The sequence below is a fragment of the Micromonospora echinofusca genome, assembly GCF_017614955.1.
In the GTDB taxonomy this organism is placed as follows: Bacteria; Actinomycetota; Actinomycetes; order Mycobacteriales; family Micromonosporaceae; genus Micromonospora; species Micromonospora echinofusca_A.
Genome location: NZ_WVUH01000100.1, coordinates 1 through 20617, shown reverse-complemented (window position 1 = coordinate 20617; position 20617 = coordinate 1). Strand labels below are relative to the sequence as shown.

Genomic DNA, 20617 nt, shown 5'->3' with positions numbered 1-20617 from the left:
CCCCCGCACCCGCCGCCGCCGCAGGAGCTGCCGCCGCTGCACGAACTGCCGCTGTCCCCGCCGCCGCAGCTGCTACCGCTGCCACTGCTGCTGCCGGCGGCGGCCTGCCGCTGGATCTCGGCCTCGGCCGCGAAGGCCGGGTCGAGTGCCCAGATCGAGGCGGCACCGAAGAGCGCCACGCCCATGGCGACCCCGGCGGCACCGTACGACGCGTAGGCCGGGGACGAGGACGGGGCGAGATGGGCGTACCGGTTGCGCAGGTTGCGCAGGGCCGCGCGGCCGGCGCGGGTGTGCCGTGGTGCGCGCAGCTGCACCAGGAAGACGACGAACACCGCCACCATGCTGAGCACCAGGAAACCGACCGGCTTGCCGTTGGCCAGCCCGGAGAGCAGCCGCAGCCCGCCGATCGCCAGCAGACCGAGCAGCAGCAGCGCGCCGATCCGCGCGGCGGCGCGCTGGCCGGGGCCGAGCGCCATGCCCCGCTGTGCCAGGCCGGACCGGAGCTGGTCCAGGGCACCGGCGACCGCCAGGTCACCGGCGAGGTCGCGGGTCCGGACCCGGTTGCCGGCCGCCTGGTAGACGGCCCGGTCCAGCGGGGTCACCCCGGCCGGCAGCGGGCCGGTGACGGCGAGCCGTCGGTCCCGGCTGGCGCCGACCGCTCCGACGGCGCGCAGCCCACCGAGCGCGGCGTAGAGCGCCGTCCGGGCACCGCCGTTGAGGTAGGCGACCTGCTGCGGGCCGAGCTGGTCGAAGTCGCAGGCGTTGCGGCCGGCGAAGAGCAGGCTCCGCCAGATGACGGAGCCGAGGAAGATCACGGCGGCGGCGCCCAGGAAGAGGGCGAGGAAGACCGGGCCGGGGATCCCCCAGGTGTCGCCCGGGGCGGCGAGGACGGTCATGGCTGTGCTCCTGTCGCGCGAGGGATCGCGGCTCATTGTGGAACAGCTCCGCCAGTCCGTCGACAGTGCGTACCTGCGTCGACGTCCACAGCCGGGGTCACCGGCGTCGCACGGCCTCCTCGACCAGGTCGAGGACCGGACCCAGGTCGCCGGCCGGACGACCCATGGCCAGGTGCAGCACCAGGCCGTCGTAGGCCAGCTCCAGGAACTGGGCGAGCACGTCGATCGGTACGTCGTTGCGGAGCACCCCGGCGTCCCGTTGCCGGGCCAGCCGCTCCCGGGTGGCGGCGGCGATGGCGGCGGAGCGTTCGGCCCAGCGCCGGGCGAACGCCGGGTCGGTGCGCAGCCGGCGGGACACCTCCAGCTGGCTGCCGAGCCAACCGGTGGTGTCCGGCGAGACGGCCCGGGCCAGCAGGTCCCGCATCACCTGCACCAGGCCGTTGCGGGCGACCGTCTCCACCATGGCGACCGCGTCGTCCTCGGCCACCGCGAGGAAGAGCGAGTCCTTGTCGCGGAAGTGGTGGAAGATCGCGCCCCGGGACAACCCGGTCGCCTCCTCCAGCCGGCGTACCGTGGCGCCCTCGTACCCGTGCCGGGCGAAACAGGCCCGCGCCGCGGCGAGGATCTCCTGGCGGCGGGCGTCGAGCTGGTCCTGGCTTACCCTGGGCACGGGTTAGATCGTGGCAGGTGGCGTTGCGCTGTGCAAACCGTACGTACGGCTTGCGCGTGGCCCGGTCGGCCGGGCCGGTGCGCCGCTACCATCGCCGGATGACTGTGCTGCCGGATGCCGGTGCGACGCCGCCCGGGCCCACCGTACCGACCACGCCGCTGCGGGTGGCCGCCGGTCAGGCCGAGCCGGTCCCGGGTGACGTCGCCGGTAACGCGGGCGCCGCCGCCGAGCTGACCCGGCGGGCCGGTGCCGCCGGCGCCACGCTGCTGGTGCTGCCCGAGCTGTTCCTGCCGGCGTACCACCCGCCGACCCTCGCCGCCGGCAACACGGTGGACGTGGCAGCCGACCCCGCCGGCCGGGTCGCGGACCCCCGCCTGGACAGGCTGCGTGCCACCGTCCGGGAGACCGGCGTGGTGACCGTCGTCGGGGCGGCCGTCCGCCACCCGGACGGGCGCCGTACCTGCTCGTCGCTGGTCGTCCGGCGGGACGGGCAGGTCGTCGTCGGTTACGACAAACAGCACCTGTGGGCCGACGAGAGGGCCCTGTTCGTGCCCGGTGACCGGGGCGCCACCCTGTCACTCGACGGCTGGCGGTTCGGGCTCGGCATCTGCTACGACGGTTGCTTCCCGGAACACGGTCGGGCGGCGGCCGGCGACGGCGCGCACGGCTACCTCTGCCCGAGCGGTTACCTGGTCGGCTCGGAGCACCGCCGCGACCTCTACTATCCGGCCCGCGCGCTGGACAACACCATGTTCGTGGTCTTCGCCAACGCCGTCGGCGGCGCGGACCCGTGGCGGTTCAACGGGGGTGCGGCGGTCTACGACCCGCAGGGGCGGGTCCTCGCCCGGGGCGCGGACACCGGCGTCGACCTGCTGGTGGCCGACCTGGACCCGGCGGTCCTCACCGCCACCCGGGCCGCGCACCGGATGCTCGCCGACCGGCTGCCGCACCAGGGCGGGCCCCGCCGGGTGGTACCCGCCTGACCGGCCGCCGGTGGGCCGCTGGTCCCAGCCCGCTCGGCCCAGCGGCCTGACCGGCGGATTGGGGCTACCGGAAGGACTGTTGCCGATGCCCAGGGTCCCGTAGCCTGCGGCAGTGCCCCTGTTGCTCCTCGATCTGGACAACACCCTGCTGGACCGGGCCGGCGCGTTCCGGGCCTGGGCGCAGCGGTTCCTCGCGGAGATCGGCGCGCCTCCCGGCGACATCGAGTGGCTCGTCTCCGTCGACGCCGACGGGCTGACCGGGCACTGGGACGTCGCCGACGCGGTACGGAACCGGTACCGGCTGAGGATCCCCGCCGTCGACCTGGTCGAGGAACTGCACGAGGGGCTGGTCGCCCACCTCCGGCTCGACCCGTTGGTGGCCTGTGCACTGCGGATCGCCCGGGACGCCGGCTGGACACCGGTGGTGGTCAGCAACGGGTCGGCGCGCCGGGACGACGAGAAGATCCGGCGGACCGGGCTCGACCGGTACCTGGCCGACTGGATCATCTCGGAGGAGGCCGGGGTCAGCAAACCCAACCCACGGATCTTCGTCCTCGCCGCCCAGCGGGTCCGGCTCCCGCTGCGCCGGGCGTGGGTGGTGGGGGACGGACCGGAGTCCGACATCGGGGGCGCAGCCGCCTCCGGCCTGCCCAGTGTCTGGCTGTGCCGGGGCCGGAGCTGGCCGGAGGCCCGGTACGCGCCGACGCGTACCGCCGAAGGGCTGATCCCGGCGGTCGCCGCGGTGCTCGCCGCGTGACGGCGGCTACTGGAGGTAGCGTTCCACCTCCGACTTCGGGCGGCTGCCGGTGGCGTCCGGGTCCTCGCCGCTGGCCCGCGCCGCCCGCCGTCGGCGGAGCAGGTCCCAGCACTGGTCGAGGGACTCCTCCAGCTCGCGGAGCCGGTCGGCCTCGGCGTCCGTACCCACCTGTGCCGACTGGGCCTGCGCCCGAAGCCGGTGCTCCTCGTCCACCAACTCGCTGATCCGGCTCAGAATCGTCCTGTCGTCCATGCCATGAGCGTGGCACAGGCCGGGGGACCACGCCCGGTCATCCCGGCGGCAGGGTGTTCCCGGGCGTTTCCGGCAGAGTGTTTCCGGCGGTGGAAAGATCTGCGCCACGGCGACCGCTCTCCGGTACCTTGACGCTGTGTGAGCATCAACATCCGTGATTTCGAGCCGGCGGACGCGGTCGGGGTCGCCGACGTGTTCCGGGCGGCGATGCCGTACCACGTACTGACCGCCGAGGCGGTCGCCTGGCAGGCCACCTCCGCGCCGGAGGCCCAGCGGTACCGGCTGTTCGTGGCCGAGGACGACGGCGGGATCATCGGGGCGGCCCGGACCGGACTGCTCTTCGAGACCGACGAACCCGGGCTGGCCTTCGCCAACGTCTCGGTGCACCCGGAGCGGCGGGGCCGGGGCGCCGGTACCGCCCTGCTCACCGCCGCCGAGGAGTACCTCGCGGGTCTTGACGCGCGGACGGTGCACTCCTGGGTCGGCGGCGACCCCGGATCGACGGCCTTCGCCGAGCGGCACGGGTACCAGCGCGGACGGCGGGCCTGCTTCCAGCGGCTGGACATCGCGTCCCGGGCGTTGCGCCCGGCACCCGCCCCCCGGGACGTGGTGCGACTGGTCACCGCCGTCGAGTTCGCCACCGACCCCCGGCCGCTGTACGAGGCGGACCTGGCGGCGGCCCGCGACGAGCCGGGCGACGTGGCGACCGTGGAGATCTCGTACGAGGACTGGCTGGCGCTCTACTGGGACCGGCCGGACTTCGACCAGGGCCTGTCCACGGTGGCCATGGTGGAGGACGTGGTGGCCGCGTTCACCATCGTCGCCGCCGACGGTCGGGACCGGTACTGGTCGGGGATGACCGGGACCCGGCGCGAGTTCCGTGGTCAGGGGCTGGCCAAACTGGTCAAGCACGACTCGCTGCGGCGCGCCCGGGCCGGCGGGTACCGGTGGGCGTTCACCAACAACGACGCGGCGAACGAGCCGATGCTGGCGATCAACCGGTGGTTCGGTTACCGACCGGTGGCAGAGGAGTGGCGGTACCGTCGTTCGCTGAGCGGCTGACCAGGGAACCTCCTCTACTGTGGAGGACCACGTCACTGTCGGCGAACTTTTCTCGCGTCACCTCTAGAGAACTCGGGCCGGTGATGGCATGCTCGCGGGGACGTAACGGGGGATGACCGTGCCGCCACGCATCGCTGATCAAGGGCGTGGCTGTGATCGCGAGGAGCACCAGTGCAGGTGTCATGGCTGAGGTGACGTCCGTCGGGACCGGTCGGGCAGCCCAGGTCATCTCCCTGCGCAGCACCCTGCCGGGTCTGCTGCGCGACCCGCTGCGCACGATGGTCGACGTGGCCGAGGCCGCCGCCGGTGAGGTGGTGCAGCTCAACCTGGGCACCATCCGCCCCTACCTGGTCACCGAGCCGGCGCACGTGCAGCACGTGCTGCGGGACAACGCCGCCAACTACTCGCGGGGCGGCAACAGCATGCTGTGGAAGTCGGTCCGCCGGCTGGCCGGCGACGGCATCCTCGGCGAGGGGCCGGAGTGGGAGGCCAGCCGTCGCCGGCTCCAACCCCACTTCACCGCCAAGCGGATCGACTCCATGGTGGACGACCTGAGCCGGGCGGTCAGCGACGCGGTGGACGAGCTAGCCGCGCCCGTGCGCGCCGGTCGGCCCGTCGACGCCGCCACCGAGATCTCCCGGATCATCTGCCAGGCCGTCATCCGGGTGTTCTTCGGCGACAAGATCCCGGTCGCCGACGGGGTCCGGGTGGTCCAGGAGCAGGACGTCGTGGCCACCTCGCTGCGCTTCCGACTGCTCGCCCCCTTCATGCCCGACGCCGTGCCGATGCCCGGCGACCGGGCGTTCCAGCAGGCGGTGTCCCACATCGACGAGATCCTGCTGCCGCTGGTCCGCCGGGAGCGGGCCCACCCGTCCGGCGGTGACGACATCCTGGCCACGCTCGCGTCGGCCCGCGACGACGCCGGTCGGGAGCTGGCCGAGCAGCGGGTCCGGGACGACCTCGTGTCGATCTTCGCGACCACCACCGAGACCACGTACGTGGTCCTCACCTGGCTCTTCCCGATCCTCGACGAGCACCCGGAGATCGCCGAGCGGCTCTACGCCGAACTCGACCGGGTGGTCCGTCCCGGTGAGGTGATCAGCCGCGAACAGCTCGGCGAGCTGCGCTACACCAGGATGGTCCTCGACGAACTGGTCCGGATGTACCCCTCCGGCTGGCTGGTACCGCGTACCGCGCTGGCCGACGACGTGATCGGTGGTACCCGGATCAGGGCCGGCGGCACGGTCGTGCTCAGCCCGTACGTCACCCAGCGGCTCTCCCGGTACTGGGACCGAGCCGAGGTCTTCGACCCGGAACGGTTCGGCCCGGACCAGCCCCGTCGGGCGCACCGCTACGCCTACTACCCGTTCGGCGGCGGGGCCCACCAGTGCATCGGGATGTACCTGTTCGCGCTGGAGGCACCGCTGATCGTGGCCACCCTGCTGAGCAGGTACCGCTTCCGGCTGGAGCAGCCGGGCATGCCCCGACCGCAACTCGCGGCGTCGCTGCGCCCCGGCGAGCGGGTCGCGCTCCACCTGCTCCCCCTCGGGCAGGTCGTGGACGCGTGAACGTGGCACCGAACGTCGGCCGGCCCGGAGCCGGCCAGCTCAGCACCCTGCTCCAGGTCGACCCGGGGCAGTCGGCCCCGACGTACGCCGGGGCCGGAGCGTGGCCCGGCCCGCCCCCGGTCGTCGACGACCAGATCACAGCGGCCACCGAACAGGGCCGGATCTGCGCGCTGGTCGCCCGGGGCCAGCGGGACCTCCAACGCTGCGCCAGCGGGCACCCCGACCTCTTCCCCGCCGACCCGTTCGACGCGACCCTGTTCAGCAGCATCGCCATGGCCATCGCGTTCGGCGCGCCGTGGTGCACGGAGGCGCAGCTGCGCCTGACCAACCGGACGGTGCTCTGGGGTTTCGCGGTCGACTGGCTGGTGGACCGGGTCGCCACCTCGGCCGCCGAGGTGGACCGGCTCGCCGAGGCGGCGCTGGCGGTCGCCGACGGCGCCGCGCCCCCCACCGACCAGCCGCTGGCCCGGTTCCTCGCCGAGTTGCGCGACGAACTGGCCACCTCTCCGACCTATCCGGCCCGGTACGTCGTCTGGCGCGCGGAACTGGCCCGGATGCTGGGCGCGATGGCCCGCGAATGGGTCTGGAAGACCAGGACCGCCGCCACCGGGACCGCTGCCACCAGGACCGCCGCCACCGGGGCGGGCGACACGGCCGGGCGGCCCAGCCTCGACGAGTATCTCGACAACGCCGACAACCTCGGTGCGACGTTCGTCAACGTCACCCACTGGATCCACACCGGTGACCCGACCACCGCCGCCCACCTCGACGACCTCGTCACCGCCAGCACGGTCGTGCAGCAGGTGCTGCGACTCGTCAACGACCTCGGCACCTACGAACGTGACCTGCGCTGGGGCGACCTCAACGCGTTGCTGCTGGTCGCCGACCGGGCGGAGGTGCGCCAGCGGATCGACACCCTGGTCGACCGGGCCCGGGAGCTGCTGGCCCCGTTGACCGTGAGCTGTCCGGTCCAGGCCGCCTACCTGGCCCGGCAGCTCGGGTACAGCAGTGGTTTCTACCGTACGACCGACTTCTGGGGAGTGCGGTGACGGCGGTGCAGGACCACGTCATGTCCACCCCCGTCCCCGGTGCCACCGAGGCGACCGTCGCCACCGCCGCCCGGGAACTCGTCACCTCCATGGTGCTGGAACCCTCCGGCCTGGTCAGCCCGTCGATCTACGAGACGGCCCGACTGGTCGCCTCGGCGCCGTGGCTGTCCGGGCACACCGCCCGGCTGGACTACCTGCTCGCCGGGCAGCGCGCCGACGGCGGCTGGGGTGTCCCCGGCGGGTACGCCCTGGTACCGACCCTGAGCGCGGTGGAGGCGCTGCTGTCCCAACTGCCCGGTGGCGACGACGACGTCCCGGGGCGACGGCCGGTCCGGGCGGACCTGGTCGGCGCGGCCGACCGTGGCCTGCGCGCACTCGCCGACTGGCTGGGCGCGGGACACGAGGTACCGGACACCCCGGCGGTGGACCTGATCGTGCCGGCGCTGGTGGCCCGGCTCAACGGGCACCTCGACCGACTGCGTCACCAGCACCAGCCGGGGTTGGACACCTGGCGCCGGGCCGGTCGCTTCCCGCTGCCCACGGGGATGGGACCGGAGCGGCTGGCCTCGATCGGCCGGCTGCTGGCGGCCGGGGTACCCCTGCCCCAGAAGCTGCTGCACGCCCTCGAGGTACTGGGCAGCGCCGCCTGCCGGCACCCGGGGGTGTCCCCGGTGGCCGGTGCGGTGGGTGCCTCACCTGCGGCGACCGCCGCCTGGCTCGGCGGGCCCACCAACAACGCCGGGGACCGTTCGGTGCTGACCTACCTGGAGGACACCGCGCGGCGGCAGGGCGGTCCGGTGCCCTGCACCACCCCGATCACCGTCTTCGAACGCGCCTGGGTGCTCAGCACCCTGGTCCGGGCCGGGGTGCCGGTGGCCGTCTCCCCGAAGCTGCTGGCCGGGCTCGGTGCCACCCTGGGCGTGGCCGGTACGACGACCGGGCCGGGGCTGCCGACCGACGCCGACACCACCTCGGTCACCCTCTACGCGCTGGCCCGGCTCGGCCACCCGGTCGACCCGGCCTGCCTCGCCGGCTACGACACCGGAGACCACTTCTGCACCTGGCAGGGGGAGGACGGCTGGTCGGTCACCACCAACGCGCACGTCCTGGAGGCCCTCGGCTGGCACGTGGCCAACGACGTCCGCACCGCCGTCCGCCACCGCCCCACCGTCCACCGCCTCACCCGGTGGCTGCTGGACCGGCAGCAGACCGACGGTTCGTGGTCGGACCGGTGGCACTCCTCGCCGTACTACGCGACCTTCTGCGCGGCACTCGCCCTCGACGGCTACGCCCCGGACACCCCGTCGATCGCCCGGTCGCTCGGCCGGGCCGTCGACTGGGTGGTGGCCAGTCAGCACGCCGACGGGTCGTGGGGGCGGTGGGGCGGCACCGTGGAGGAGACGGCGTACGCGCTGCACGTGCTGCTCGGGGTCGCCCGGGAGGACCGGCCCGGGCTCCGCGTCGCGGTGGCGCGTGGGCTGCGCCACCTCGCCACCACCGACGACCTGATGTCGTTCAGTGACGCCACGGCGGCTCCGCCGCTCTGGCACGACAAGGATCTCTACCATCCGGTGCGCATTGTGCGCGCGGCCACACTGGCTGTCTGGCAGCTCGCCCAGGCCAGGTCGGACCTCGTCAGCCCGGCACTGTCGGTGCCCCATCGGTTGCACGATGGAAGCGGCATGATCAGGAGCGCTTGAGTGACACTCCTGACACTGCTAGCGTGCGCCGGGGTCGATGCGTACGCGCCCGTGTGTACGGCTCGCCGCCATTTCGGACAGCCCCGGCCAGGGACGGTGTAATGGGTTCCCGCAGTGCGAGTCTGCGTACCAAAGTTGTTGCTCTGCTCGTCTCACTGGCGGCACTCTGGGCCTTCGCGGCGTGGGTCACCCTCCGGGACGGCCTCAACCTGCTCTGGGTGCAGAGCCTGGACAGTCGTATCGCCCAGCCCAGTGAACCCCTGCTGGCCGAGTTGCAGTCCGAACGGCGCCTGTCGGTCGCCTACCTGGCCAAGCCGGCCCCCCAGCGGCGGGCCGAGTTGCAGGCGCAGGTCCCGCGTACCGAGGCGCTCAGCGTGAAGTTCCGGGAGTCCGTCCGGGACTGGCGGGTCGACCTGGCGGCCACCGACGAGCTGTCCCTGCGGATCCGGGACACGCTCGCCCGGCTCGACCGGCTACCGGAGATCCGTCGGTCCGTGCAGGAGGGCTCGGTCGACCGGGCCGGTGCCGCCCGGGCCTACACCGACGTGCTCGACTCGATATTCCGGATGTACGGCGCGTTGAGCAAGGTGGACGACGAGCAGATCGCCAAGGACACCAGCGCCCTGATCCAGCTGGTCCGGGTCCGCGAGCTGATGTCCCAGCAGGACGCCCTGCTCACCGGTTCGCTGGTGGCCGGGAGGATGACCGGGGAGGAGTACGCCCGGTTCGCCCGGTTGATCGGCGCGCAGCGTTTCCTCGCCGGTGAGGCGATCGCCGAACTGCCCATGGCCGAGCGGGCCCGGTACGAGCAGATGGTGGCCGGCGAGGCGTTCACCCGGTTCCGGGCCCTGGAGGACCGGATCATCCGGGACGCCCGGGTCGACGCCGCCCTGCCAGTGAGTCTCGCCGAGTGGCGGGCCGCGATCGACCCCTCCCTCGACGCCCAGCAGGAACTCATCCTGACCGGTGGTGACGCCCTGGTCGACCGGGTCGTCCCGGTCGCCGCCGGGGTCATCGTCCGGATGGTGCTCGCCGCCGGTCTGGGCCTGATCACGGTCATCGCCTCGATCGTGGTCTCGATCTCCACCGCGCGGGCCCTGCTGCGCGAGCTGGACCGGCTCCGGGGCGCCGCCTGGCGGCTGGCCAACGAGCGGCTGCCCGGGGTGGTGGAGCGGCTCGGCCGGGGCGAGGAGGTGGACGTCGCCACCGAGGCGCCGCCCCTGGAGTTCGGTGACGACGAGATCGGCCAGGTCGGTAAGGCGTTCAACGCCGTGCAGGAGACCGCGATCCGGACCGCCGTCGAGCAGGCGGAGCTGCGACGCAACGTCCGGGACGTCTTCCTCAGCCTGGCCCGGCGTACCCAGGCGCTCGTGCACCGGCAGCTGACCCTGCTCGACGCGATGGAGCGGCGCGAGAACGACGCCGAGGAGCTGGAGGACCTGTTCCGGGTCGACCACCTGGCCACCCGGATGCGGCGTAACGCGGAGAACCTGATCGTCCTCTCCGGATCCACGCCCGGCCGGGCCTGGCGGCGGAACGTCCCGATGGTCGACGTGGTCCGGGGCGCGGTGGCCGAGGTGGAGGACTACACCCGGGTCAACGTGCTGCCCCTGGGCCCGGTGGCGCTGGCCGGCCGGGCGGTCGGTGACGTCATCCACCTGCTCGCCGAGCTGATCGAGAACGGGTTGTCCTTCTCGCCGCCGCACACCACCGTCGAGGTGCGGGGCCAGATGGTGGCCAACGGTTTCGTCATCGAGATCGAGGACCGGGGACTGGGAATGAGCGAGGAGGACCTCGCCGCCGCCAACGCCCGCATCGTCGACCACTCCGAACTGAACCTGGCCAACGCGACCCGGCTCGGGTTGTACGTGGTCAGCCGACTGACCGAGCGGCACGGCGTCCGCGTCCAACTCAGGGAGTCACCGTACGGCGGCACCACGGCGGTGGTGCTCATCCCGTCGGCGCTGGTCACCGACACCGGCCCGGACGTGGAGTCGTCCGGAGGGTTCCCGGTCACCGCCTCCCCGGCGCCGGAGGCACCCCGCCCGTCGGCGTTCGTTCCGGTCCGCTCCGCCGCGCCGGGGGGCGGGAGCGGCGCCGCCGGCCCGACCCCGTCAGCCGGTGCCTCCCTCACCGAGCCGGATCAGCTGCCCACCCGGTCCCGGACCATCCCGCCGGTGCCACGGGCCGCGCCGACCACCGAGGACGACTCCCTGCCCGTCCGGCCCCGGCGGCTGGTGGAGAACCCGGCTCTGGACGGACCGACGTTCCCGACCGGCCTGCCGGTCACCGTGCCACGTCCGGCGCCGGCCGCCGCTGCACCGGCCGACCCGGAGAGCGCAGCCTCCGGTACCCCCGTACCGGGCCTGCCCCAGCGGTCGACCTCCGACGTCAAGACCGAATCCGGCCTGCCGGTCCGGGTCCGGCAGGCCAACCTGGCGCCGGAGCTGCGCGACGAGGGCCAGCCGGACGGCGCGGCGGAGGAGACGGACACACCACGACCACCCGAGCAGGTACGCCGGATGATGAGCTCCTACCAGTCCGGCACCCGGCGCGGCCGTACCGAGGCCGCGCGTCTGCTCGACGCCGAATCCGAGCCCGAGCCGGCGACGGATTCCGGCGACAATCCGAACCACGGGAACGAACAGCCGGGATGACCGGTTCCGGCGCTCGTTACCGAGACCATCGCTGGGTCCTCAGCTGAGCTGGCCCAGCCGACAACGGCGACACGAGCCGGGGGAGAAGAGGACGACGAGTGGGGCAGAAGACGGCATCGAGTGCCGACCTGACGTGGTTGCTGGACGACCTGGTCGGCCGGGTGAAGCAGGCCGAGCATGCGGTCGCCCTCTCCACAGACGGGCTGCTGATGGCATCGTCACAGGGGCTCAGCCGGGACGACGGTGAGCACCTGGCGGCGATGGCCGCCGGCATCCAGAGTCTGGCCCGGGGCGCGGGCAAGAGGTTCGGTGGTGGTCAGGTACAGCAGACCATCATCGAGATGCAGTCGTCGTTCCTGTTCGTGACGGCGGCCGGGCGTAACGCCTGTCTCGCTGTCCTGGCCTCCGAGGACGCGGACGTCGGCCTGATCGCCTACGAGATGGCGATGCTGGTCACCCGCGTCGGAAAGTACGTCGCGTCGCCGTCGCGCCTGCCTGACCAGTCGGTCGACGAGAAGTAGCCGCCGATGACCGTCTCAGGCGAGTCTGCGGAGGAACGGTGGGTCGACGATCATGCGGGGCCGGTGGTCCGGCCGTACGCGGTGACGCGGGGCAGGGCCCGACCGGTTGCCGGTAAGTTCGACCTGATTTCCCTGGTCACGGCGACCCGGACGGAGCCCGGACCGGAGATGGGACTGGGGCCCGAACACCTCGCCATCGTCGGGCTCTGCCAGCGTGCGCTCTCGGTGGCCGAGGTGGCCGCTCACCTGGACCTGCCGGTCGGTACGATCCGGGTTCTCCTCGGTGACCTGGTCGCCCGCGACATGGTCCGGGTCCGGGAGCCATACGCGGTGCACGGTCTTCCCGACGACAGTGTTTTCGAGGCGGTTATCAATGGACTACGAGCGCTCTGAGCGGTCGGCGGGGTCGCTGACCCTGCCGACCGCCATCAAGATCCTGGTCGCGGGTGGCTTCGGGGTGGGCAAGACCACTCTGGTGGGCGCGGTGAGCGAGACCCGGCCGTTGCGGACCGAGGAGGTGCTCACCGAGTCCGGTGTGGGTATCGACGACCTGTCCGGTGTGGAGGGTAAGAACACCACCACCGTGGCGATGGACTTCGGTCGGATCACCATCAGCGACGATCTGGTGCTGTACCTGTTCGGTACCCCGGGTCAGGACCGCTTCTGGTTCGTCTGGGACGAGTTGGCGCTCGGTGCGCTCGGTGCGGTCGTCCTGGCCGACACCCGCCGACTGGCGGACTGCTTCCCCTCGATCGACTACTTCGAGGGTCGGGGTACGCCGTTCGTGGTCGCGGTGAACTGCTTCGAGGGCAGCCGCCGGTACAAGCTGGACGAGGTGCAGGCGGCGCTCAACCTGGACCCGGACGTGCCGGTCCTGCTCTGCGACGCCCGGCAGCGGCAGTCCGGCAAGGAGGTTCTGATCACCCTGCTGGAGCACGCCATGAAGGCCCGGGAGGCCCGCCGCTCCGGCTGAGCCCCGCCGGGACCGGCGACGTCGCCGGCCAGAGCTCCCCGTCGATCATGGAGTTGTGGTGGGGAAAGATGGTGTTTGGCGGCCCTTGTCAGGCACCACAACTCCATGATCTGTGAGTGGTGGTGTCGACGTCTTCGACGACCTGGACCGGCCGGATGGCGGGACCGGCGCTGATTGCGGGTCGGCAGGTCCGTGGCGTTCTGCGCCGATTTCTCTGCAGGTCCGTGGCGTCTCGTGTCGATTTCTCTGCGGGTCGGGTGACCCATCTCGACTGATTGACATTTTTGAATGAGTGTCCTTAGCATGGGTTTGGAAAGCGCTTTCCTGTCCTCGTCACCGTGGATCACCCGTCCCTGAACCATCCGGCACCGACCTCGCCCACCGGTGCCGGATGGCGTTGGTGATCTCGTCCGGAAAGGCGAATCCCCATGCTCCTGCGCACCAGTCGCGCCAGCCAGCGGCGTTCCCGACGGCAGCGGATGCTGACCGCCGTCGCCCTGGCCACCGCTCTGACGGTACCGGCCGTCCCGGTCGCTGCCGTCCCGGTCGCTGCCGCTCCGGTTGCTGCCCTCCCGGTCGCTGCCGCCCCGGCAGCGGACGCCCTACCGAAGACCGCCCGTCCGGCCACCAGTGCCGCCGCCGCACCCGACGGTTTCGCCAGCGTCACCGCCCTCGGCCAAGCCGGGACCACCGGCGGAGCCGGCGGTCCCACGGTCACCGTCACCACCGCCGAGCAGTTCATCGACTACATCAGCCGTCCCGGTCCGTACGTCGTCCAGGTATCCGGCACCATCGACCTGCCCACCGGCAGCAACGACGGGATGTACCACGTCGCCTCGGACAAGACGATCATCGGGCTCGGCGCCGACGCGACGCTCTCCGGCGGCGGGCTCACCATCGGCGTACCGGTCGACGACACCGTGACCTCGCCCCCGGCGAACGCCGTGCACAACATCATCATCCGGAACCTGCACCTCACCGGCGCCAGCGACGACCTGATCAACGTGCAGATGTTCAGCCACCACATCTGGATCGACCACAACGAGTTCTCCAACGGCGACGACGGTGCGGTCGACATCAAACGTGGTTCGGACTTCGTCACCGTCTCGTGGAACCACTTCCACGACCACTACAAGACCCTGCTGCTCGGCCACGACGAGGACGCCGGGCCGCAGGACATCGGGCGGCTGCGGGTCACCTACCACCACAACCACTTCAACCGTTCCGACCAGCGGAACCCACGGGTACGCTTCTCCGCCCTGGCGCACGTCTACAACAACTACTACTACGACAACAGTTACGGCGTCGCCTCCACGTACGACGCCGCCGTGCTGATGGAGAACAACTACTTCTACAGCGTCAACAACCCGGGCCGGGTGGACTTCAGCGGTGACCTCGGCCGGATCGTCGAGCGGGGCAACATCCTGGTCGCCTGCAACCACGCCATCGAGACCCGGGGCACCGTGCCGGACCCGCGCAGCTACTACCCGTACCAGCTCGACCCGACGGCGGACGTGCCCACGATCGTGCCGGCCGGTGCCGGGGTGGGCAAACTGGGCGCGACCGCGACCACCGTCGCCCGTGCCGCGGCCACGGACGGGCCGGCGGCCAGTGCCGTTCCGGACGGCTTCGCCGCGGTCGACGCGCTCGGCCAGAACGGTACGACCGGTGGGCTCGGCGGGCCGGTGGTCACCGCGACCAACGCGAGCGACTTCCTGGAGTACATCGACACCGTCGGGCCGCTGATCATCCAGGTCACCGGCCGGATCGCGATCACCAGCAAGCAGGGGGTACGCCCGAACAAGACCATCATCGGGATCGGCAACGCCGAGATCACCGGCGGCGGTCTGGACTTCTACCGGTCGTACAACGTGATCGTACGGAACATCAACTTCACCCTCGCCGAGGACGACGCGGTCAACGTCGGCCAGAACTCACACCACATCTGGATCGACCACAACCGCTTCTCCGGTGCGGTCGACGGCTCGGTGGACATCGTGCGGGGGGCCGACTACGTGACCGTCTCCTGGAACCACTTCGACCACTCGGACAAGAGCATGCTGATCGGCCACTCCGACGGCTCCGGCTCCACCGACATCGGTCACCTGAAGGTGAGCATCCACCACAACTTCTTCGACAACAGCCGGCAGCGGCACCCCCGGGTCCGGTTCGGTGAGCCGGTACACGTCTACAACAACTACTTCCTCGGCAACGCCCTCTACGGCATCGCCTCCACCGAGAACGGCGGTGTCATGGTCGAGGGGAACTACTTCAAGGACGTGCCGTACCCGATGTACTCCGCCAGCGGGTACGCCGACAGCGGCCCCGGCCGGGCGGTGCAACGTAACAACATCTTCGTGAACTCCGGCGCACCGGAGACCAGCGGCACCGTCGTCGAGCCGGGCACGTACTACGCGTACCAGCTCGACCCGCCGACGAACGTGCCGGCGCTGGTCACCGCAGGGGCGGGGGTGGGCCGGATCTGATCCGGTGGACACGGTCCGGGGCGGGTGGTCGCGACGTCGGCCCACCCGCCCCGGACCGTGGGTCGGAGACGTTAGGAAGGGCCCCTTCCTATACCGAAAACGATAGGAAGGGGCCCTTCCTAACTGCTAGTTGGCGATCATCCGGCGCAGTACGTACTGGAGGATGCCGCCGTGGCGGTAGTAGTCCGCCTCGCCCGGGGTGTCGATCCGGACCACCGCGTCGAACTCCACGCCGCTGTCGGTGGTGACCTTCACCGTCCGGGGGGTCTGACCGTCGTTCAGCGCGGTGACGCCGGTGATGGAGAAGGTCTCCGTACCGGTCAGCCCGAGCGACTCGGCGGTCTCGCCGGCCGGGAACTGGAGCGGCAGGACACCCATGCCGATCAGGTTGGAGCGGTGGATCCGCTCGTACGACTCGGCGACGACCGCCCGGACCCCGAGCAGCATGGTGCCCTTGGCCGCCCAGTCCCGCGACGATCCGGAGCCGTACTCCTTGCCGGCCAGGATCACCAGCGGCACGCCGGCCTCGGCGTACGACACCGAGGCGTCGTAGATCGACGACTGCTCGCCGGTCAGGTGGTTGACCGTGAAGCCGCCCTCGACCCCGGGGACGAGCTGGTTGCGCAACCGGATGTTGGCGAAGGTGCCCCGGATCATCACCTCGTGGTTGCCGCGCCGCGAGCCGTACGAGTTGAACTCGTGCCGGGGTACGCCGTGCTCGGCGAGGTACTTGCCGGCGGGGGAGTCCGCCTTGATCGAGCCGGCCGGGGAGATGTGGTCCGTGGTGACCGAGTCACCGAGCTTGGCCAGTACCCGGGCACCGGTGATGTCGCCGACGGCGCTCGGCTCGCGTTCCATGCCCTCGAAGTACGGGGGCTTGCGGACGTAGGTGGACTCACCCTCCCAGGCGAACGTGTCACCGGTCGGGGTGGGCAGCGACTGCCAGCGCTCGTCACCGGCGAAGACGTCGGCGTACGCGGCACCGAAGCCGGCCGCGCCGATCGCCGAGGCGATCACGTCCTGGATCTCGGCGCTGTTCGGCCAGATGTCGCGCAGGAAGACCGGGTTGCCCTCGGTGTCCTCGCCGATCGGCTCGTTGGCCAGGTCGATGTCCATGGTGCCGGCCAGCGCGTACGCCACCACCAGCGGCGGGGACGCCAGGTAGTTCATCTTGACGTCCGGGTTGATCCGGCCCTCGAAGTTCCGGTTGCCGGAGAGCACCGAGACCACGGCCAGGTCGTTCTCGTTGACCGCGGCGGAGATCGCCTCGGGCAGCGGGCCGGAGTTGCCGATGCAGGTGGTGCAGCCGTACCCGACCAGGTGGAAGCCGATCTTCTCCAGGTAGGGGGTCAGGCCGGCGCGCTCGTAGTAGTCCATGACGACCTTCGAGCCCGGCGCGAGGGTGGTCTTCACCCACGGCTTGCGGTTGAGGCCCTTCTCCACCGCGTTGCGGGCCAGCAGTGCGGCGCCGATCATCACCTGCGGGTTGGAGGTGTTGGTGCAGGAGGTGATGGCGGCGATCACCACGGCGCCGTGGTCCAGCTCGAACTCGGTACCGTCGTCACCGGTGACCCGGATCGGGTTGCTGGCCCGGCCACCGGCGCCGACCGCCGAGTTGACCAGGTCACGGGGCGCGTCGGCCGGGTCGCTGCTCTCGTTGGCCGGCGAGTCGCTGGCCGGGAAGGACTCCGCGCTGGCCTCGTCGGCCGGGCCCAGGTTGGCCTTGGCCCCGCCGTTCTTCGCCGCCGCGACCTGGTCGTCGGCGACGTAGTCGGTCAGCGCCGAGCGGAACAGGGTCTTGGCGTTGCCCAGCGGTACCCGGTCCTGCGGGCGCTTCGGACCGGCGAGCGACGGCTCGATGGTGCCCAGGTCCAGTTCCAGCCGCTCGGAGTAGTCCGGCTCGGCGGCCGGGTCGTGCCAGAGGCCCTGCTCCTTGGCGTACGCCTCGACCAGCGCGACCTGCTCCGGGCTGCGACCGGTCAGCTCCAGGTAGCGGACCGTCTCCGCGTCGATCGGGAAGATCGCCACGGTGGAGCCGTACTCCGGGGACATGTTGCCGATGGTGGCCCGGTTGGCCAGCGGCACGGCGCTCACGCCGGGGCCGTAGAACTCGACGAACTTGCCGACCACGCCGTGCTTGCGCAGCATCTCGGTGATGGTCAGCACCAGGTCGGTGGCGGTGGTGCCGGCCGGCATCTCACCGTGCAGCTTGAAGCCGACCACCCGGGGGATGAGCATGCTCACCGGCTGGCCGAGCATCGCCGCCTCGGCCTCGATGCCACCGACGCCCCAACCGAGCACACCCAGGCCGTTGACCATGGTGGTGTGCGAGTCGGTGCCGACGACGGTGTCCGGGTACGCCTGGCCGTTGCGCTCCATGATCGTGCGGGCCAGGTACTCGATGTTGACCTGGTGCACGATGCCGGTGCCCGGCGGGACGACCTTGAACTCGTTGAACGCGGTCTGGCCCCAGCGCAGGAACTGGTAGCGCTCCTTGTTGCGCTCGTACTCCAGTTCCACGTTGCGCTCGAAGGCGTCCTCGCGGCCGAACAGGTCGGCGATCACCGAGTGGTCGATGACCAGCTCGGCCGGGGCGAGCGGGTTGACCTTGGTCGGGTCGCCGCCCAGGTCGCGGACCGCCTCGCGCATGGTGGCCAGGTCGACCACGCACGGCACGCCGGTGAAGTCCTGCATGAGCACCCGCGCCGGGGTGAACTGGATCTCCACGCTCGGGTCGGCGGTGGGCTCCCACGCGCCGAGCTGACGGATGTGGTCGGCGGTGATGTTGGCGCCGTCCTCGGTCCGCAGCAGGTTCTCCAGCAGGATCTTCAGGCTGTACGGCAGGCGTTCGTGCCCGTCCACCTTGCTGATCTTGAAAATCTCGTAGCTCGCGTCTCCGACGCGTAGCTGGGTCTTCGCACCGAAGGTGTCGAGGCTCGCCACGTCGTACTCCTTCACACCAGCGACTGTGAGTAGTCCTGAGCAGTCTTTCGTACCGGCCGGTCCGGTGCCGTGCTTAGGCAACACTTACCGGCCATTCTTGACTCAACAAAACCGTACGTTCGTCTTGCTATAGATGCAACCCCGTGTCAGGCTTCGGGACGAGGAGGCGTAACCATGATCCATCACGTGCAACTCGCCTGCCCGCGCGGTTCCGAGGCCGCGTCGCGGTCGTTCTACGTCGGGGTACTCGGCCTGGCGGAGAAACCCAAGCCGCCGGCCCTCGCGGCCCGGGGCGGGTGCTGGTTCACCGGGTACGGCGTGGAGCTGCATCTCGGCGTCGACGACGACTTCCGTCCGGCGCGCAAGGCGCATCCCGGGCTGCTCCGGACCGACCTCGACACGCTCGCCGACCGGCTGGTCGCCGCCGGTCACCCGGTCACCTGGGCGGACGGCGAAGTGCCCGGCATGCGCCGCTTCCACACCGAGGACGTGCACGGCAACCGGCTGGAGTTCCTCGCGCCGCTCGACTGACCCGGCGTCGCCGCAGCAGGGGTCGGTCGCCCCTCGCCCGGTCCGGATCCGGAGTAGGGTGCGATGCCGGGACGGAAGGTGGCGAGATGGTCGACGTACAGCAGTGGCTCACCGCGATGCCGCCGGTGGCCGTCTACCTGCTCGTGGGCACGGTGATCGGCCTGGAGAGCATGGGCATCCCGCTGCCGGGCGAGATCACCCTGGTCAGCGCGGCGCTGCTGGCGGCCACCGGATTCGTCGAGCCGGAATGGGTGGCCATTGCCGCCGCGACCGGCGCCATCCTCGGTGACTCGGTCGGGTACGCGGTGGGTCGTCGGGGCGGCCGTCCCCTGCTGGCCCGACTCGGCCGGCGGTTCCCGAAGCACCTCGGGCCGACGCAGGTCGACCGGGCCGAGTTCATGTTCGCGAAGTACGGCGTCTGGGCGGTCTTCTTCGGCCGTTTCGTCGCGTTGCTGCGGATCCTCGCCGGACCGTTGGCCGGTGCGCTGCACGTGCCGTACCGGCGGTTCCTGATCGCCAACGCCACCGGAGGGCTGGCCTGGGCCTTCGGTACCACCTACCTGCTCTACCACCTCGGACGGGTCGCCGAGCACTGGCTCAAGAGCGTCTCCTGGGTCGGCCTGCTCCTCGCGGTGGCCGGTGGGCTCGGTACCACCTGGTGGCTGCGTCGCCGGGCCGCACGACTGGCTCCGACGCCGGACCCCGATGGCAGGGCGGCCGACGACGCCGTGACCGGCGACAGCGTCGCGACCCACTGATGGCGCGTACGACGAAGGGCCGGCCCGTGGTGGGCCGGCCCTTCGTGGTGTTCGGATGTGTCAGGCGGAGTAGCCGCGGGTGGCGGTCCAGTCGGCCAGGTCCTTGGCGGTGATCCAGTAGGAGGCCTGGTCGGGGTTGGCGGGGTCGGCGATCTTCAGGGTGTCGCCGTTGTCGCGGTAGCCGACCACGCTCAGGTAGTGGCCGCCTTCGTAGGAGTGGGCGACCCCGTCGGTGTCGGTGGCGGTGCCGGCGATGTTCGCCACGACCGCGCGGCCGTCGTCGAGGGCGCGGACCATGTCGCCGCGGAGCTTGTCGACGTGCTGGTCCTTGACGGTGGCGGGCATCTCCACGGTGGTGTACTCGTCGTCGCCGGTGACCTTGTTCAGCACACGGGTGATGTCCACGGCCGAGTTGGTGCCGGCCTCGGTGGTGCCCAGCTGGCGGGCGAGGTCGTCCTGGGAGATGTTCTTGCCCTGCGCGGTCAGCGCGATGCGGGTGGAGGCGGGGCCGCAGTAGTAGAAGTTGGGCTGGGCCTCGTAGCGCACGCCGACCTCCCGGCCGCGGTCGCGGTGTTCACCGGCACGGTCACTGCTGCTGGTGGGGTGGGTGTTGGTGGTGGCGGCGTGTACGGCGGTGGCGGGGCCGGCGATGGCGCCGCCGACGACGGCGAGACCGGCGATGGTCAGGGCGCTGGTACGGGTGATCGTGGTCATGGGGGATGCACCTTCCGTTCGGGGGGTCGCGGCACCCACGGTCAGGCGAAAGGGCCCTCGTGGGGCGGGGCACCACGGCGGAAAGACACGACAGGGG

At 71.4% G+C, this 20617-nt stretch carries 18 protein-coding genes; 13 read left to right on the top strand and 5 right to left on the bottom strand.

Annotated elements, in window-relative coordinates; all coding sequences use genetic code 11:
* Positions 1-896, bottom strand: an 896-nt coding sequence (locus GSF22_RS13865) for a TIGR04222 domain-containing membrane protein (protein WP_208813969.1), incomplete at its 3' end; no start/stop codon positions are given.
* Between the two features lie 97 nt (positions 897-993).
* The gene (locus tag GSF22_RS13860) at positions 994-1566 is read right to left on the bottom strand and encodes a TetR/AcrR family transcriptional regulator (protein WP_208813968.1); all 573 of its coding nucleotides are present in this window, start codon (positions 1564-1566) and stop codon (positions 994-996) included.
* A gap of 98 nt (positions 1567-1664) precedes the next feature.
* Between GSF22_RS13860 and GSF22_RS13855 the strand changes: the two genes are divergently transcribed.
* Both GSF22_RS13855 and GSF22_RS13850 read left to right on the top strand, forming a co-directional pair.
* Complete coding sequence (locus tag GSF22_RS13855) at positions 1665-2549, top strand: carbon-nitrogen hydrolase family protein (protein ID WP_208813967.1); 885 nt, start codon at positions 1665-1667, stop codon at positions 2547-2549.
* Between the two features lie 112 nt (positions 2550-2661).
* Positions 2662-3306: an HAD family hydrolase gene (locus tag GSF22_RS13850; RefSeq protein WP_208813966.1), complete on the top strand. Its 645-nt coding sequence runs from the start codon at positions 2662-2664 to the stop codon at positions 3304-3306.
* A gap of 6 nt (positions 3307-3312) precedes the next feature.
* On the opposite strand, the gene GSF22_RS13845 is transcribed toward GSF22_RS13850, so the two are convergent.
* Positions 3313-3558: a DUF2630 family protein gene (locus tag GSF22_RS13845; protein WP_208813965.1), complete on the bottom strand. Its 246-nt coding sequence runs from the start codon at positions 3556-3558 to the stop codon at positions 3313-3315.
* A gap of 138 nt (positions 3559-3696) precedes the next feature.
* Here GSF22_RS13845 and GSF22_RS13840 point away from each other — a divergent pair, with 138 nt between their 5' ends.
* The 9 genes from GSF22_RS13840 (at position 3697) to GSF22_RS34735 (ending at position 15574) form a co-directional block, all read left to right on the top strand.
* A complete protein-coding gene (locus GSF22_RS13840; protein ID WP_208813964.1) occupies positions 3697-4620 on the top strand; it encodes a GNAT family N-acetyltransferase in 924 nt (307 codons plus the stop codon).
* Positions 4621-4898: 278 nt separating this feature from the next.
* Positions 4899-6188, top strand: a complete 1290-nt coding sequence (locus GSF22_RS13835; protein WP_244367363.1) for a cytochrome P450 — start codon at positions 4899-4901, stop codon at positions 6186-6188.
* Positions 6189-6322: 134 nt separating this feature from the next.
* The gene (locus GSF22_RS13830; RefSeq protein ID WP_208813971.1) at positions 6323-7237 is read left to right on the top strand and encodes a terpene synthase family protein; all 915 of its coding nucleotides are present in this window, start codon (positions 6323-6325) and stop codon (positions 7235-7237) included.
* 20 nt (positions 7238-7257) lie between these two features.
* Positions 7258-8937, top strand: coding sequence for a prenyltransferase/squalene oxidase repeat-containing protein (locus GSF22_RS13825; protein ID WP_208813962.1), 1680 nt, complete (start codon positions 7258-7260; stop codon positions 8935-8937).
* Positions 8938-9038: 101 nt separating this feature from the next.
* Complete coding sequence (locus tag GSF22_RS13820) at positions 9039-11594, top strand: nitrate- and nitrite sensing domain-containing protein (RefSeq protein WP_208813961.1); 2556 nt, start codon at positions 9039-9041, stop codon at positions 11592-11594.
* 98 nt (positions 11595-11692) lie between these two features.
* The gene (locus GSF22_RS13815; RefSeq protein WP_208813960.1) at positions 11693-12115 is read left to right on the top strand and encodes a roadblock/LC7 domain-containing protein; all 423 of its coding nucleotides are present in this window, start codon (positions 11693-11695) and stop codon (positions 12113-12115) included.
* A gap of 6 nt (positions 12116-12121) precedes the next feature.
* Positions 12122-12508 (top strand): DUF742 domain-containing protein, encoded by a 387-nt coding sequence (locus tag GSF22_RS13810; RefSeq protein ID WP_208813959.1) that lies wholly within the window; start codon positions 12122-12124, stop codon positions 12506-12508.
* A complete protein-coding gene (locus tag GSF22_RS13805; protein ID WP_208813958.1) occupies positions 12489-13088 on the top strand; it encodes a GTP-binding protein in 600 nt (199 codons plus the stop codon). The genes GSF22_RS13810 and GSF22_RS13805 overlap by 20 nt, the downstream gene beginning before the upstream one ends.
* A gap of 428 nt (positions 13089-13516) precedes the next feature.
* Entirely contained in the window at positions 13517-15574 is a 2058-nt protein-coding gene (locus tag GSF22_RS34735) for a pectate lyase family protein (RefSeq protein WP_244367360.1), read from the top strand.
* Positions 15575-15700: 126 nt separating this feature from the next.
* Here the strand turns inward: GSF22_RS34735 and GSF22_RS13790 are convergent, their stop codons facing one another.
* Positions 15701-18532 carry an aconitate hydratase gene (locus GSF22_RS13790; RefSeq protein WP_208813957.1) on the bottom strand — a complete coding sequence of 944 codons (2832 nt, stop codon included), beginning with the start codon at positions 18530-18532 and terminating at the stop codon, positions 15701-15703.
* A 159-nt stretch (positions 18533-18691) separates the two neighbouring features.
* Between GSF22_RS13790 and GSF22_RS13785 the strand changes: the two genes are divergently transcribed.
* Together GSF22_RS13785 and GSF22_RS13780 are read left to right on the top strand one after the other, a co-directional pair.
* Positions 18692-19048, top strand: a complete 357-nt coding sequence (locus tag GSF22_RS13785) for a glyoxalase (protein ID WP_208813956.1) — start codon at positions 18692-18694, stop codon at positions 19046-19048.
* An 86-nt stretch (positions 19049-19134) separates the two neighbouring features.
* On the top strand, positions 19135-19806 hold the full coding sequence (locus tag GSF22_RS13780) for a DedA family protein (protein WP_208813955.1): 672 nt from the start codon (positions 19135-19137) through the stop codon (positions 19804-19806).
* A 60-nt stretch (positions 19807-19866) separates the two neighbouring features.
* Here the strand turns inward: GSF22_RS13780 and GSF22_RS13775 are convergent, their stop codons facing one another.
* Entirely contained in the window at positions 19867-20520 is a 654-nt protein-coding gene (locus tag GSF22_RS13775) for a C39 family peptidase (RefSeq protein ID WP_208813954.1), read from the bottom strand.
* Between the last annotated feature and the right edge of the window lie 97 nt (positions 20521-20617).

Excerpts from the sequence above, each read along its gene's own strand:
- GSF22_RS13855 (WP_208813967.1), top strand. The coding sequence starts at position 1,665 with ATGACTGTGCTGCCGGATGCCGGTGCGACGCCGCCCGGGCCCACCGTA.
- GSF22_RS13845 (WP_208813965.1), bottom strand. The coding sequence starts at position 3,558 with ATGGACGACAGGACGATTCTGAGCCGGATCAGCGAGTTGGTGGACGAG.
- GSF22_RS13835 (WP_244367363.1), top strand. The coding sequence starts at position 4,899 with ATGGTCGACGTGGCCGAGGCCGCCGCCGGTGAGGTGGTGCAGCTCAAC.
- GSF22_RS13825 (WP_208813962.1), top strand. The coding sequence starts at position 7,258 with ATGTCCACCCCCGTCCCCGGTGCCACCGAGGCGACCGTCGCCACCGCC.
- GSF22_RS13820 (WP_208813961.1), top strand. The coding sequence starts at position 9,039 with ATGGGTTCCCGCAGTGCGAGTCTGCGTACCAAAGTTGTTGCTCTGCTC.
- GSF22_RS13810 (WP_208813959.1), top strand. The coding sequence starts at position 12,122 with ATGACCGTCTCAGGCGAGTCTGCGGAGGAACGGTGGGTCGACGATCAT.
- GSF22_RS13805 (WP_208813958.1), top strand. The coding sequence starts at position 12,489 with ATGGACTACGAGCGCTCTGAGCGGTCGGCGGGGTCGCTGACCCTGCCG.
- GSF22_RS34735 (WP_244367360.1), top strand. The coding sequence starts at position 13,517 with ATGCTCCTGCGCACCAGTCGCGCCAGCCAGCGGCGTTCCCGACGGCAG.
- GSF22_RS13785 (WP_208813956.1), top strand. The coding sequence starts at position 18,692 with ATGATCCATCACGTGCAACTCGCCTGCCCGCGCGGTTCCGAGGCCGCG.
- GSF22_RS13780 (WP_208813955.1), top strand. The coding sequence starts at position 19,135 with ATGGTCGACGTACAGCAGTGGCTCACCGCGATGCCGCCGGTGGCCGTC.
- GSF22_RS13775 (WP_208813954.1), bottom strand. The coding sequence starts at position 20,520 with ATGACCACGATCACCCGTACCAGCGCCCTGACCATCGCCGGTCTCGCC.